Source organism: Streptomyces sp. CNT360 (assembly GCF_000424785.1).
Map to the genome: position 1 here is coordinate 55,498 of NZ_AUKO01000012.1, position 12,461 is coordinate 67,958.

Below are 12,461 nucleotides of genomic sequence, written 5' to 3' on the forward strand. Positions count from 1 at the left end.
GGCACATCCCACCACGGCGGCTCAGCGCAGCATCCGCAGCCCCCGCACCCGGTTGAGGGCGGCGGCCGTCTCGAAGCGGCGCGGGACGGCGAAGTCCTCGTCCCGGACGGTCAGCAGGGGTCCGGTCGGCCCGTCGGCCAGCACCTCCGCCAGCAGGTCGAGCGCTTCGGCCAGAGTGCGGCGCCCGTCCAGCATGCCGCGCCGCACCATCAGTTCGAGAGCCAGCCCGATGCCGGTCACCTGGCGCGGGTCGGCGATCTGCTCGACGGCGCGCAGGTCCACCTCGTGGTCGCCGAAGGAGAGCACGTCCTCCCCGCGGGCGCGGATACGGGAGCGCCCGCGCACCTCGGCGTCCAGGGATGCGGGGTCGGGCACCCGGGCGACGACGCCGGGGAAGGACTCGGCCTCGGCGTGCCGGCCCGTGGGCACTGCGGCGATCTCGTGGGCCCGCGCGGTGACGTCCCAGGGGCGGTAGGCGTCCATCATCACGACCCGGTCGGCGACCTCCAGATAGTCGCCGGAGCCTCCCATCACCAGCACCGTGGAGACCCCGTGGTCGCGGTGGAGCGAGCGGATGGTGTCCACCAGAGGGGTCAGCGGCTCCCGGTCCTTGGCGACCAGCGTCTGCATCCGGGCGTCACGGATCATGAGATTGGTGGCGGCGGTGTCCTCGTCGATCAGCAGCACCCGGGCGCCCACCTCCACGGCCTCGCACAGCGACGCGGCCTGCGAGGTGGAGCCGGAGGCGTTCCCGGTGGAGAAGTCCGCGGTGTCCGAACCGTCCGGAAGGTGGTCCACGAACGCGTGCACGTCCACCCGTTCCACCCGGCGGCCGTCCTCGGCCCGCAGCTTCACCGTCTCGCTCCGCGAGACGACCAGCTCGCGTCCGTCGCCCGGTACGTGGTCCCAGATGCCCGTCTCCAGCGCCCGCAGCAGCGTCGACTTCCCGTGGAAGCCGCCGCCGACCACCAGGTTCACCCCCTCCGGGATGCCCATGCCGGTGACCGGTCCCGCGTGCGGCAGCTCCACCGTCACCCGCAGCTCCTCGGGTGAGGCGAACGGCACCACGCCGCCGCCCGCAGCCGGGCGGTCGTCCACTCCGCTGCGGCGCGGCAGCACGGAGCCGTCGGCGACGAAACCGACCAGGCCGCGCCCCGCCAGCGCCTCGCGCAGCGCCACCGAGTCCTCGACGGTCTCCACGAAGCGGCGCACCGCCTCCGCGTCCAACGCCTCGTAGCGCAGGGCCCGTTCGACGGCGCGGGGCAGCACCCCGCACAGCAGCCGCTCCGCCTCGCGCCCGTCGATGCGCCGACCGTGCCCCGGCAGCGCCGCGCCCAGCCGCAGCGTGACCGCACCGTCGTCTCCGCCGACCGTGCACGAGCTGCGCTCCAGCACCTCCTGGCCGCCCGCGTCCACCCGCAGCGCCTTCTCGCCGCGCACCGCCCACGCCGCCGCGCGCACCAGGTACGAGGCGAGCGCGCGGCGCCGGGTCGCCGTCCGCCACAGTTCCTCGGGCAGCCCCGCGAGCCGGCCCGGCACGTGCACGGCGACCCGGGCCGGCGGCGCGTACGGGTCGGACTGCGCGCGCACCAGCTCCAGCAGCTCACCGCCGGGCATCTCCCACCGCCCGACCAGGCTCTTGTACCGCCCGTACTGCGCACCCTCCACAGCGCGCAGCTCGGCTGCCAGTCCGGTACGCGGGCCGCGTTCACGCGCCGCCTCGTACGCCCCCTCACGGCCCTCGCGCCCGGGGCGTCCGCCGTGGTCCCGCGGCGGCCCGCCGCGCCCGCGCGGACGGCCCCCGCGCGAACCGCCCGGCCCGCCTCCGTACCCGCTGCCGCGCCCGTACGGCCGTCCGCCGCCGCGCCGTCGGCCGTCAGCGCCACCGAACTCCTCGCTCACGCCGCTCGCCGCCTTTCCGTCTTCCGGTGGCCCCTCGCGGCCACCGGTGACCTGCTGCTCGTCGTCCTGCTCGTCGTCTCGTGCCCGGTCTCCTTGAGGGCCTGCGCCGGCCCGCTGCCCGGCTCCGCCCTGGCGCAGTGCGGACCGGCCGCCGGGAGGCGACGCGGACGACGATACGGGCCCGGGCCGCCCCTCCCGAAACGCCACCCGGCGACGTCACCGCCTCCCCCTGTGTCCCGCTCCGTACCCAGAAGGGGTCACATTCCCGAACTCACCCGCTTCGTTGGGAAAGGCGCAATATTCTCAGTCGCAACCGGGAGAAGGGGGCACCATGTCCGCGCTCCGCTGGGCCGCCGCCCTCGGCAATGCCGACTGGCACCTGTGCGCGCCGTTGCTCGTCGCCCTCGCGGCCGCCTGGCACACGGACATCGCCACCGTCACCACCGGGGTCGCCGCCTACTCGCTGGGCCAGGGCCTCGCCCTCCCGGCGTGGGGCTGGCTGGCCGACCGGTACGGGCCGGGAGCCAGTCTGCGCACCGGACTGCTGGTCGCCGCGGCCGCCTCCGCGGGCTCCGCCCTGTGTCCCGGACCCACCTGGTGGGTGGTCCTGCGCACCGCTGCCGGAGCGGGATTCGCGACCGTCACCCCGTCCGTCTCCCTCTACTACGAGTCGCTGCGCCCCGCCCCCGTCCGGCAGCGGGCGTTCGCGACGCTCACCACGGTCACCGCGGCCAGTGCCATCGCCTCGCCCGTCCTGGCCGACACCGTGCTCGGCATCGGCTCCTGGCGCCCCGCGTTCGCCGTCATCGCCCTGCTGACCGTGGTGACGGTGTGGCGGCTCAGCAGCCTGCGCCCGGCGGCACGGTCCGAGGCCGCGTTCCGGACCGTGCCGGCGCAGCGCGACCCCGTCGGCGGGAAGCGGGCGGCGCGGCGGGCCCGTACCGCCTACGGGACCGTCCTCGGGCTCGGCGCCGCCGAGGGCACGGTCATGCTCGGCCTGCCCGCCCTCCTCGCACCTGCCCTCGCCACCAGGGGCGAGGCCGCCTCCACCACGGCCGTGCTGGTCGTCTACGCCGTCGGCGTGCTGGCCAGCACGCTCGTCCTGCGCCGGCACGCGCGGCTGTGGGGCCCCAGGAGGCTGCTGGCCACCGGCGGTTCGCTCGGAGCGACCGGGGCCTTCCTGCTCGCCGTGCTGCCCGGGGCCGCCGTGCTGATGCTGTGCGCCGCGCTGCTGGGCACCGCCTGGGGCTACCTGCACACCACGCTGCAGACCTGGGTGCCCCGCCTGTTGCCGCCCCCGGCCCGCGCCCGCGCCGCTTCCCTGTTCTCGGCCGCGGCGATACTGGCGAGCTCCGCGACGGTCGCCGCCACCACCTCACTCCTTCAGGAGGGCCGGCACACCGTGGTGTTCGCGACGGGCGCCGTGCTGTGTGCCGCGCTCACCTGCTGGACGCTGCTGGTCGCCCGCCGCTGGTCCGAGCCCCGCCCGCACCGGGGCGCCGGGACCGGCACCGGCGCCCGGTCCGGCTCCCCGGCCGACCCCCGCACCGGCTCTCAGCCCGGGTCCCCGCCCTCGGGGAGGGGCGCCCCGGACGGCATGCCGGAGGCCACATAGGCGTCGTAGCGGGCCCGCCAGTCGCTGGTGGGGCCGCTGTGCGGGCCGGCGGGGGAGTCGCCGGCGAGCAGCGTGGCCAACTGCTCCAGGCAGATGTCCCAGCCCGCCGCGTTGCGGGCGGCGGCGCCCCGCTCCTCCAGCACGTCCGTGAGGGCGAGCAGACAGCCCTCGCCGCGCGGCCCCAGCTCGAAGAGGAGCTCGTCGTCGCCCCAGGTGTAGCCCAGGCGGCGCGGCGGGTCGAACTCCAGCACCGTGCCGGAGGTGTCGCCCGCGTACGGGTCACCCGCGAATTCGACCCGGCCGCCCACGCTCCGCTCCAGGTTCACCGTCGGCGAGGGGAACCACGACGCCAGCTCCTCCGGCTCCGTCAGCGCCCGCCACACCCGCTCGGCGGTCACCCCGAACGGGCGCTCCAGCCGTACGGCGGGCAGCCCGTCCCGCTCCACGAAGATGCCCAGCTCCACGCTCATGCCTCGTCCACCTCGGTCGCCCTTCGCCGGGAGGCCCGCCCTGCTCCGCCGACGGCCCGCCGTCCTCCACCGGATCGTGACGCCGCCCGCCGCCTCCCGCCACCCGGGAAGGCCCACCGGGAGGAGCCCTGCCGGGGCCCGGCGGAAGAGGTCCGCCGGGAGGGAACCCGCCGAGAGGTGCTGCTCCGGGCGAGATCCGTGGAAGCGGGCGCGTGCGGACGGGCCACTGGTTAGGCTCACCGGGTGAGCGCCACATGGGATCTTGAAGCTCCGGGAGTGCTGCGGCTGCCGTCGGGGCGGCTCGTCCGCGGGAGGGGGCTGCGCCGCCCGCTGCCGCCCGGACCTGAACCGGAGTTCGGGCTGTATCTGCTGGGCCGCGAGCCCGAACCCGTCGCCTGGGAGTCCCGCTGGCTGCGGTGGCCGGACTTCCGCCTGCCCGCCGACCGCGCCGCCGCCCGCGAAGCCCTGCACCACGTGTGGGAGCGTGCCGCGCGGCAGCGCGTCGAGGTGGCCTGCGGCGGCGGCCAGGGCCGTACGGGGACGGCGCTGGCGTGCCTGGCGGTGCTGGACGGGGTACCGCCCGAGGAAGCCGTCTCCTACGTGCGCGCGCACTACGCGCCCCGCGCGGTGGAGACCCCCTGGCAGAAGCGGTACGTGCGCCGCTTCGACGCGCCGCGGGCCACGCTTTTGGATCACGGTACGGACAGCGTGTAGGAGCCGCCCGAGAACAGTACGGGGCACGGGAGCGCATCCGGCTGCGAGGCGGCGGCCGTCGTGGCCCGTAGGTGGCCGCCGTAGCCCGGTTCGGCCACGTACGGCGCCAGCAGCCGCAGCACGGTCTCCAGGTGACCCAGGTCGTCCTCGTGCCAGTGGGTGCGGCTGAAGAGGCCCCAGGCGTGGTGGTCCTCCGCGCGGAGCACCCCCGCGTCGCCGCCGGGCAGCGGGCTGTCCGGGTCCGGTTCCAGCAGCGGGAAGGCGAACGGATCCGGCTCCTGGTCCGCCCCTGCGACGGCGGGCTGTGCGCCGGCCGTGCCCAGGTGCCACCGCAGGGCCTCCAGCACGTCGGCGGGTGTCTCCGCCCGCAGAAAGCAGCTGACGACGACCTCGTAGTGCTCGCTCATGCGGCGCATTTTCCCCGGCGCAACGGCGGGCACGGGCGCCGCGGTTCAGGGGCCCGGCCGGTGCCGCCGGTCCTCCACGGTCCGACGGGCGGCGGCCACGCGCTCCGCCAGCCGGCCGTGGTGGGCGCCGGGCCAGTAGAGGCGGTCGCAGGACGTGCAGCGGGTGAACGTGTCGTAGGTACGGCGGGTCCCAGGAGGCAGCCGATGGGCGATCTCCTCCTTGGCGACGGGCTCCAGCCGGCCGTTGCAGGCGGGACAGCGCGTCCAGGGCGCCAGCGGTGGCGCGAAGCGGGACAGCACGTCGGTGAGCTGATCGTCCGGCCTGCTGCCCCGCACGTACGCGCCCAGCCACAGAGCCCGCCTGCGCAGCAGACCGCGGTCCTGCGTCAGCAGGATGCGCTGCTCGGCGTCGGCCTGCTCCACCAGTTCCGGATCGTGCGCGTCGTTGCGGTACGCCACATCGACCCCCAGCAACCGCAACCGCCGTGCCAGGGCGCCCAGGTGGACGTCCAGCACGAACCGCGGCGGTGACGGTGCCCGGGGCGGTACGGGTTGCGGGCGCTCCACGGGTGCGAGCCGGACACGGGCGCCCGCCTCCGGCCGGTGCGCCGCGGGAACGGCCACCCCGTCCGCGTACAGCCGCGCCACCTCCGTCAGCGGGACACCCAGCGACTGCACGAGGTGACCGAGCGAGGACGTCCCGTCGTACCGGCACGGCACGCTGTCCGGACCGGCGGCCCGCCCACGGAGCCGCGCGGGCAGGAAGAGACGCAGCTCCTCGGGCACGTGGACGTGGACCTGCGGCTCTTCCGCCGGGTGACCGTCCGCCGGGCGATGCTGCGGGCCCCTCACCTCACCGTCCTTCGTCCGGCACGGCGGTGGTCCGGACCTGGAACGCGGAGTGTCCCTGCGGCTCCTCCTCCGTCACCCGTACGTCCTCGACGTGCGCCGCCGCGGGGCCCTCGCGGGCCCACTCCACGAGGGCGTCGACGGACTCCGGCGGGCCCTCCAGGACCGCCTCGACGCGGCCGTCGGGCAGGTTGCGTACCCAGCCGGTGACGCCGTGCTCCTCGGCCCGCTGCCGACAGGTGTCCCGGAAGAAGACCCCCTGCACCCGCCCGCTGACCTGCACCCGCTTGGATGTCACAGTCCCAGTCATCAGCTCACCTCACCCCTCCCATTGTCACGCCCCGCCGCCGCGCCGCCCGTACCGGCAGGCATCCGGGTGCCCGACCGGGCCCCTCCGTCCGGCCGTGGGTCACCAGTGGGGTGGTCGACCGCGGAAGGTCCGGCCGGTTGCTCCCGGTGTCTCCGCCCACTCGGGCCGCCCCCTCGACTTGAGTGCAGACGGGCGCGCAGGACGGCCGCACCGCCCCCCCTCAAGGTCCTCGCACGCCGTTGCGCGGCCCCCCATCCCCATCACCAGCGAGAGCGTCGGCCCCCGCAGGAGATCCCCCGAGCCGGTGCTGAACGGTCCGTCGGTGGCCTCGACCCGCAAGCCCGCGATCGCACTCCGGCTCGCGACGGTGAAGTCGCGGTCGGCGAAGGAGCGGGCCACGGCGGTCGTCGTGGCCACCGGTGGTGTCCGCACCAGGCCCGACGGCCGACCGATGTCCTCGCTGTGGACGACGACTTCGCCCAGCCAGGCCGCCGTGTGTCCGGTGGGCCAGGCGCGCCCGTCGACAACCTGGCGAAAGCGGTGCAAGGTCTCTTCCAGTGCAGCACCCCGGTGCTTGGCGAGTCGTCGGTCGTTGTGCACATCCGGGTCGAACCGGGCGGCCAGCATGCTCTGTGACCAGCCCCGCATCCGCAGGCCGGCACCCGCGGTCAGATGGGCGACGACCTCCTCCACGCTCCAGCGCCCACACAGCGATGCTGCCGCCCACTGAGCCTCGCTGAGCTGGGCCAAGTCCTCGGCGAGCGCCGCGCGCTCGACGCGGATCGCCCTCTTCAGGTCTCGCCGGGTTCCGAGCAGGCGCGGTTCCGTCCTCGTGGCAGTCTCCAGGGATCGGGTGTCGCCTGTCGGACTTCCACCGGCACCCGAACTCATCGACGGCAACCACCTGGAGAGGGAGAGCCAAGTTGCCAGCGGCCGCCTCAGCTGTCCAACTGGCCGTTGCGGACGGTTCCGAGGAAGTGGTTCCACTGGTGGTCGGGGAAGGTGAGGACGGGGCCGGTTGGGGCCGTCTTGCTGTCGCGGACAGGGACGATGCCCGCTGACGCGCCCGTGCCGACCTCCACGCAATTGCCGCCGCTGCCGTTGCTGTAGCTGCTCTTACGCCGCGTGGTGCTGGGGCCAGCGGGGCTGACTGCCATGCCGGTGCTCCTCCGCTACTTCACGAACCATGGCCAAAGACGCCTCGGGCGGCGAGGCCGCAGCTCTGAGGAGGTCGTACGACGCGCGATATTGCTGGACGAGGGCTGGATCGTCGATCGTCTCGCCGCTGTGCAGCGACTCCGTGGAGACCAAGAGAGGTGCGTCCGGGAGGATCGTGATCATGGCGGTGCCGAACATGAAGGGGTGGGCCCCGACGTTCCACGGAAGCACTTGCAGAATGACGCGTCGGCGCCACACGAGGTCCGTCGGATGATCGAGCTGTTGTGCCATCTCCTCCCCAGGCACGATCTTCTGACGCGCTACGAACTCGTGCAGGATCGCCCAGTAGCCAGGTTTCCCGTGCCCCGCGTCCAGGAGTTGTGCGCGCTCAGCGCGTCCCTCCGCTTCGGCGTCCACTTGGTCGTTGGCTTCCGGGGGGTGTGTCGTCTCCACGACTGCACGGGCGTAGGCCCTCGTTTGAAGCAAGCCAGGAAAGACTGTGGGTGCCCACTCCTCGATGGTCGACGCCTGCTTCCCGGCTTCGAGGACCTTCTCGAAACAAGGCGCAGGCCCTTTCGCCGTGCGCGCCGCACATCCTCGCAGCGGCGGCTGAAGAAGCCGTCCGTCCCCAGCACGCCGTCCACGTGCTCCGCGAGATCCGGGGCAGGCTCCGCTCCTGGCGTTCGATCTCGCTGAGGTGGCTGCAGCCGTAGAAGCTGCCCTCCACCAACTGCTGGAGCGTCAGCCCCGCTGCTTCGCGCTTCCAGCGCAGCTCCTGCCGTAGAAGGCGGGCACGCCCGCTGATCCGTCGATGTCCTCGGGACCTGGCACGGTTCACCGCCGAGAGGGGTGGCTGTTTTCGTTCGGGCGGGAGCCGTTCCCGGGGGGTCCGCAATTGATCGTAGCTGCGGGGCAGTTCGCTTGCGGGAGCCCGATGAGCTGCCACATTGCCTGGGGCGGGGGCGTTGTGTGAGGCGTTCGTCACTCCGTGCTCAGGAAAGGGGCCGCCACATGAACGCGTGCTATCCGTACGGGCGATCGAAATGCGTTGAGGAAAGCATTGCCGAACTCAGTACGGCGCTGCGCGCGGACGGGCTCACAGTGAGCTCTTTCCAACCTCCCGTCAGGCTGGAAAGAGCTCACTGCACACGAATCACGACTCAGGACACGCGATCCCGCGCTTCCGCCTCCGCGATAAAGCTATCCAGCCGCGACCTTGCTCCGACCAGCTTATGAATGCAGCTGTCCACGGTGTCGCGCTGCTTGCGGAGCATTGCTGTTGCCTGGGATTCTTTTTGATGAGGCATTTTCTTGCAATGCTGCTTGATCTCGCCGATTTCCCGAGTCGAAAGACCCACAGACAAGAGCGCTTGAATCAAGTGCACTTGAGCGACATCCGCCGAATCGTAAAGGCGATGCCCGCCAGGACCTCGGCGCACCTCAAGCAGCCCTGTCTCGCCGTAGTAGCGCAAGGAGCGCACGCTGGCGCCCGTGAGCTCCGAGAGCCTTCCGATACGCATCCCGACCTCCGTGTGGCTCACATCACATATTTCACGCTTGAATCTCACATCATGTGAGATTCTAGGCTATTTTACATGACTGCTAAAAAGCTGGACGGCGCCGAACTCCACTCCAGAATCGTCGCGACACGCCACGGGCGGGTAGCGCTCTTCGACACCGATCCGAACGGTCGAGCCTCAGCAGTTCCGCTCTTGTTCGTCCACGGAAACTCCATCTCGCGGAAGATGTTTCGAGCGCAGCTCACGGACGACGCCATGCAGCGACGTATGCTGGCGGCGGACCTGCTTGGCCATGGCGACTCAGACAACGCGTCCGAACCCTCCATCGCCTATACCCATCAGGGATATGCGGACACCCTCATCGAGGTGCTGAATTCTCTAGGTATCGAACGCGTCGTTGTCGTTGGCTGGTCCCTCGGCGGATACGTTGGATATGAACTTGTGCACAAGTTTCCGGGGGCGGTGGCGCTCGTCACGACGGGAACGCCTCCGGTGAACGCTCAGACCCTCTTCCAGGGATTCCTCGATAACCCCACGTTCGCATATATCGGCCAGGAGGTGTTGAGCCCCGAACAGGCAACGGAAATGGCCGAACAGTCTACAGTCGTCCCTGCGTCAGCCACAGTTCGTGCAGACGTCAGCAGGGCGGACGGGCGTGCACGCAAGCGAATGTTCGAATCCGTATTGGCTGGCGATGGCGTAGACAAGAGGCAACTTGCGCTTACCCCTCCAGTTCCGCTTGCGATGATTGACGGCGCCGACGATCCGTTCGTCAACCAGCAGTACGTGGATTCTTTGCCGTTCACCTCACTCTGGCGCTCGGCCGTGGTCCGTATTTCCGGTGCCCAGCACGCCGCCTTTGCCGAGGAGCCCGCTCGCTTCAACGAGCTGGTGCGTGCGTTCTTGTCCGATCACGACCTCTGAGTAGCGATTTCAGATCCAGAGGTGCGGTCCTAACCTCCCTCCGGCCATGTCAGGGACGTAGGGCCGTGATCTGCCCCACCGAAGGTCGGTACTTGATCCCCGGAATCAAGTCGGACGGGTAGAAAGACACGCGAAAGCTCCTGGCAGACTGGTGATCTTGGTCGTGAACCCGTCTACCAGGGGCTTTCTTCATGTCCACTGCTGGGGTCGCCTGTCCAACCTTCCGTCAGGTTGGAAAGAGCTCATTGCCCTCGCTCGGCGTCGGTCCGGTGACCTGCGCCGGGTACCAGCCGACCCCACTGGTCCCGCTCGGGAACTGCAACGTCGAGACGGTGCGGGCCCTGGCGGCCGTACTGCGCGCCGCCGCGGCGGAGGAGAAGCGGGGCGAGGGGTGAGGACGGCGACGCGACCGCCCGCGCTCCCTTGCGACGTTGGCGCAGGCCGCCCGCATCGGTGCGGTACGCCGCGCGGTGGGGGCACTGCGCCCGACGGGGCGCCCCGCAGGTGGCCGTTACCGCGGCGCTGTGTGTCAGTGCACTGCTCACCAATGTCGCCGTGCACGTGGGGGAGGGCGTTCCCGCGACCGTACGGGTCGCCTGGGTGCGGCAGCGACAGCGCCAGTGGTGGCGGGCGGTTGCGGCTCACCGTGACCGATCCGGACCCGCGCCCGCTCCCGGTCCTGCTGGCGGCCGTGCCGGACGCCGAGTCGGGCCGGGGATCGCCCTTGTCGACGCGCTCGCCCTGCGGTGGGGCGTGGAGCAGGGGGTCTCCCACAAGGCGGTGCGGTGCGAGCTGTCCACGGCCACGCGCTCGACCTGACCGCCTCCGTAACCTGGTGGCCCGCCCGTGCGTCGGTGGGTACCGTGCCCGCATGTGTTTCTGGGGCTTCCACGACTACAAGTTGCACTACGCCTGCGTGGGCTGCCGGTTGAGCTTCAAGCAGGTCCGGGCGTCGGAGCATGTGTGCCCGCGGTGCGGCGAGCCGCTCCAGTGCGCGGGGCACGATTTCGCGCCGCCGCCCAGGCGGGACGCCGGTGCCTGGTCGGCGGTGGCGGCGGTGCTCGCGGAGGGGCTTCGGTACGAGGGCCGGGAGGCGTGCGGCTGCGGCAAGGAGCCCAAGTACCGGCCCGGGACCCGTGCGGAGCTGCGGACCTGGCGCGCGGAGCGGGCAGCAGAGGCAGCCGAAGGGTAGCCCGGGGGCGGGCGGCTCCCGCCGAGCGGCACCGGCCGGTCGGAGAGCCCGCGCAGGGCTGCTCGGGGAACGCGGCCGTCGGAAGACACGAGTTGCTCGGGGAAGACGCGTACGCCCAACAGCGCGTGCGCACCGAACGGTGGCCCACCGCCCGTCCGGTCTCCTCGGTCACCGGAACCCGGCGTTCACCGGCACCCGTCGGCGGCAGCGCCCGGCCCGCCGCCACGGCACCGGGCCGTGAGGGGCGCCGTCACGGTGCCGGTCACAGTGCATGGACCGGGGTCACCTCGCGGACGTGGACGAGTACGTCGAACCAGTCACCCAGCGCGTTGCCGGACAGGTGGTGCGCGGCGTCGTCGGACGGGTCGTAGGCGGGGCCCACGAGGCGGGTCCTGGTGGGTCCGGCCAGCCACTCCCGCACCGGTTCCGGGGCGTCGTCCGCCCGCAGGTCCCACAGGTAGGCCGCAGCGCTTGCGCTGCCCAGCACCGACTCCGCGAACTGAGGCGGCGGCTCCGGCGCACGGGCCGGGAGCGTGCCGTGGTGGAAGGTGAGCCCGACGGAGACGTACCCGTCGCCGAAGCGCTGCCGCAGGTAGCTGCCCGCGCTGCGGTGCGTGAGGCCGGAGGAGGGCGGCGTCACGGTACGGGAGCGGCCCACAGCGGTATGGGCGATGCCGCCCCAGTGGACGATGCGGTCACCGCTCTCCGCCTCCCAGCGGATGGTGTTCTCGGCCAGCCCGCGCTCGATCCCCGCGAGCCCTTCCAGCGGAGGCGAGGCGGGAGTGGCCGAGCCGGGGGCGAACCGTACGGGGGTGTGCGGGTGGCGCAGGTTGTGTGCGCGCATCCACTCCACCAGGGCGAGGATCTCCCGCGTGCGCCAGAACGGCCGCGCGCCCGCCAGCATCGCGGCCGGGTCGCCCTCGCCGGTCCGTACGAACGCGTCGAGCCCCACGGACACCGGGTCGTCGCCCTCCAGCGCCACCGAGGTGAAGCCGTGTTCCTCCACCAGCAGCCGCACCAGGCGGTGCTGGAGGGTGGAGAGTTCGTGTGCCGCACGGGTCGAGGCGCCGAGTGCGACGACGCGCACCGTGTCGCCGATCCGTGCGGCCAGCGGGCGCAGGTCGTCGAGTGGCGCGGCCGGGTCGTAGGTGTCCAGGCGGTGTGCCCGCTGGTCGATCCAGTGCGTCACCTGCTCATGCTGTGTCGTCATGGCGGCAGTCTGGTAGCTGAAGGGGACTTCAGGTCAACGGTTTTCGAACCGTCGTGCACCGACTCCCGAACCGCCCGGCTACGCCCTCGCCTGCGCGGGGGAACTCGCCCCGGTGGCACGGCGAGGCTACGCGCACGGTGTACGCCTCTACCTGCGCTGCGGGGCTCGCACCGGCTGCCCGGCTACGCCC

General features: G+C 72.3%; 15 protein-coding genes. 5 read left to right on the forward strand and 10 right to left on the reverse strand.

What is annotated here, in order from left to right:
• Nucleotides 1-21: 21 nt before the first annotated feature.
• Nucleotides 22-1,902, reverse strand: coding sequence for an ABC-ATPase domain-containing protein (locus tag H297_RS0113260; protein ID WP_027737453.1), 1,881 nt, complete (start codon nt 1,900-1,902; stop codon nt 22-24).
• Between the two features lie 331 nt (nt 1,903-2,233).
• Between H297_RS0113260 and H297_RS36135 the strand changes: the two genes are divergently transcribed.
• Complete coding sequence (locus H297_RS36135; RefSeq protein WP_078514013.1) at nt 2,234-3,517, forward strand: MFS transporter; 1,284 nt, start codon at nt 2,234-2,236, stop codon at nt 3,515-3,517.
• On the opposite strand, the gene H297_RS0113270 is transcribed toward H297_RS36135, so the two are convergent.
• Nucleotides 3,457-3,987, reverse strand: coding sequence for an SRPBCC family protein (locus H297_RS0113270; RefSeq protein ID WP_027737454.1), 531 nt, complete (start codon nt 3,985-3,987; stop codon nt 3,457-3,459). The two genes, H297_RS36135 and H297_RS0113270, sit on opposite strands and share 61 nt — an antisense overlap.
• Before the next feature lie 243 nt (nt 3,988-4,230).
• On the opposite strand from H297_RS0113270, the gene H297_RS36140 reads away from it, so the two are divergent.
• Nucleotides 4,231-4,701, forward strand: a complete 471-nt coding sequence (locus tag H297_RS36140) for a phosphatase domain-containing protein (protein WP_051351802.1) — start codon at nt 4,231-4,233, stop codon at nt 4,699-4,701.
• Here the strand turns inward: H297_RS36140 and H297_RS36145 are convergent.
• The 7 genes from H297_RS36145 to H297_RS0113310 all read right to left on the reverse strand — a co-directional run bounded on the left by H297_RS36145 (nt 4,680) and on the right by H297_RS0113310 (nt 8,966).
• Nucleotides 4,680-5,108 carry a hypothetical protein gene (locus H297_RS36145; RefSeq protein ID WP_051351803.1) on the reverse strand — a complete coding sequence of 143 codons (429 nt, stop codon included), beginning with the start codon at nt 5,106-5,108 and terminating at the stop codon, nt 4,680-4,682. The genes H297_RS36140 and H297_RS36145 overlap by 22 nt on opposite strands.
• Before the next feature lie 45 nt (nt 5,109-5,153).
• Nucleotides 5,154-5,960, reverse strand: a complete 807-nt coding sequence (locus tag H297_RS36150; RefSeq protein WP_078514015.1) for a Mut7-C RNAse domain-containing protein — start codon at nt 5,958-5,960, stop codon at nt 5,154-5,156.
• Between the two features lies 1 nt (nt 5,961).
• Nucleotides 5,962-6,267 carry an acylphosphatase gene (locus tag H297_RS0113290; RefSeq protein ID WP_037794037.1) on the reverse strand — a complete coding sequence of 102 codons (306 nt, stop codon included), beginning with the start codon at nt 6,265-6,267 and terminating at the stop codon, nt 5,962-5,964.
• 99 nt (nt 6,268-6,366) lie between these two features.
• On the reverse strand, nt 6,367-7,158 hold the full coding sequence (locus tag H297_RS36155; protein ID WP_064744818.1) for a maleylpyruvate isomerase family mycothiol-dependent enzyme: 792 nt from the start codon (nt 7,156-7,158) through the stop codon (nt 6,367-6,369).
• Nucleotides 7,159-7,205: 47 nt separating this feature from the next.
• A complete protein-coding gene (locus tag H297_RS0113300) occupies nt 7,206-7,424 on the reverse strand; it encodes a DUF397 domain-containing protein (protein WP_027737456.1) in 219 nt (72 codons plus the stop codon).
• Nucleotides 7,384-8,028, reverse strand: a complete 645-nt coding sequence (locus H297_RS36160) for a DUF5753 domain-containing protein (protein ID WP_486589517.1) — start codon at nt 8,026-8,028, stop codon at nt 7,384-7,386. Before H297_RS36160 ends, H297_RS0113300 begins: the two co-directional genes overlap by 41 nt.
• 557 nt (nt 8,029-8,585) lie before the next feature.
• A complete protein-coding gene (locus H297_RS0113310; protein ID WP_486589501.1) occupies nt 8,586-8,966 on the reverse strand; it encodes a MerR family transcriptional regulator in 381 nt (126 codons plus the stop codon).
• A 54-nt stretch (nt 8,967-9,020) separates the two neighbouring features.
• Here H297_RS0113310 and H297_RS0113315 point away from each other — a divergent pair, with 54 nt between their 5' ends.
• The 3 genes from H297_RS0113315 (at nt 9,021) to H297_RS36170 (ending at nt 11,061) form a co-directional block, all read left to right on the forward strand.
• Complete coding sequence (locus H297_RS0113315) at nt 9,021-9,869, forward strand: alpha/beta fold hydrolase (RefSeq protein WP_037794040.1); 849 nt, start codon at nt 9,021-9,023, stop codon at nt 9,867-9,869.
• A gap of 245 nt (nt 9,870-10,114) precedes the next feature.
• Nucleotides 10,115-10,264, forward strand: a complete 150-nt coding sequence (locus H297_RS36165; RefSeq protein ID WP_199787192.1) for a hypothetical protein — start codon at nt 10,115-10,117, stop codon at nt 10,262-10,264.
• Between the two features lie 476 nt (nt 10,265-10,740).
• The gene (locus tag H297_RS36170) at nt 10,741-11,061 is read left to right on the forward strand and encodes a hypothetical protein (RefSeq protein WP_106959619.1); all 321 of its coding nucleotides are present in this window, start codon (nt 10,741-10,743) and stop codon (nt 11,059-11,061) included.
• 262 nt (nt 11,062-11,323) lie between these two features.
• Here the strand turns inward: H297_RS36170 and H297_RS0113330 are convergent, their stop codons facing one another.
• A complete protein-coding gene (locus H297_RS0113330; RefSeq protein ID WP_027737459.1) occupies nt 11,324-12,271 on the reverse strand; it encodes an erythromycin esterase family protein in 948 nt (315 codons plus the stop codon).
• Nucleotides 12,272-12,461: the final 190 nt, after the last annotated feature.

Bases quoted from the DNA above. Each gene is read 5' to 3' on its own strand.
- H297_RS36135 (WP_078514013.1), top strand. From the start codon at position 2,234: ATGTCCGCGCTCCGCTGGGCCGCCGCCCTCGGCAATGCCGACTGGCAC.
- H297_RS0113270 (WP_027737454.1), bottom strand. From the start codon at position 3,987: ATGAGCGTGGAGCTGGGCATCTTCGTGGAGCGGGACGGGCTGCCCGCC.
- H297_RS36145 (WP_051351803.1), bottom strand. From the start codon at position 5,108: ATGAGCGAGCACTACGAGGTCGTCGTCAGCTGCTTTCTGCGGGCGGAG.
- H297_RS0113290 (WP_037794037.1), bottom strand. From the start codon at position 6,267: ATGACTGGGACTGTGACATCCAAGCGGGTGCAGGTCAGCGGGCGGGTG.
- H297_RS36155 (WP_064744818.1), bottom strand. From the start codon at position 7,158: ATGAGTTCGGGTGCCGGTGGAAGTCCGACAGGCGACACCCGATCCCTG.
- H297_RS0113300 (WP_027737456.1), bottom strand. From the start codon at position 7,424: ATGGCAGTCAGCCCCGCTGGCCCCAGCACCACGCGGCGTAAGAGCAGC.
- H297_RS0113315 (WP_037794040.1), top strand. From the start codon at position 9,021: ATGACTGCTAAAAAGCTGGACGGCGCCGAACTCCACTCCAGAATCGTC.
- H297_RS36170 (WP_106959619.1), top strand. From the start codon at position 10,741: ATGTGTTTCTGGGGCTTCCACGACTACAAGTTGCACTACGCCTGCGTG.
- H297_RS0113330 (WP_027737459.1), bottom strand. From the start codon at position 12,271: ATGACGACACAGCATGAGCAGGTGACGCACTGGATCGACCAGCGGGCA.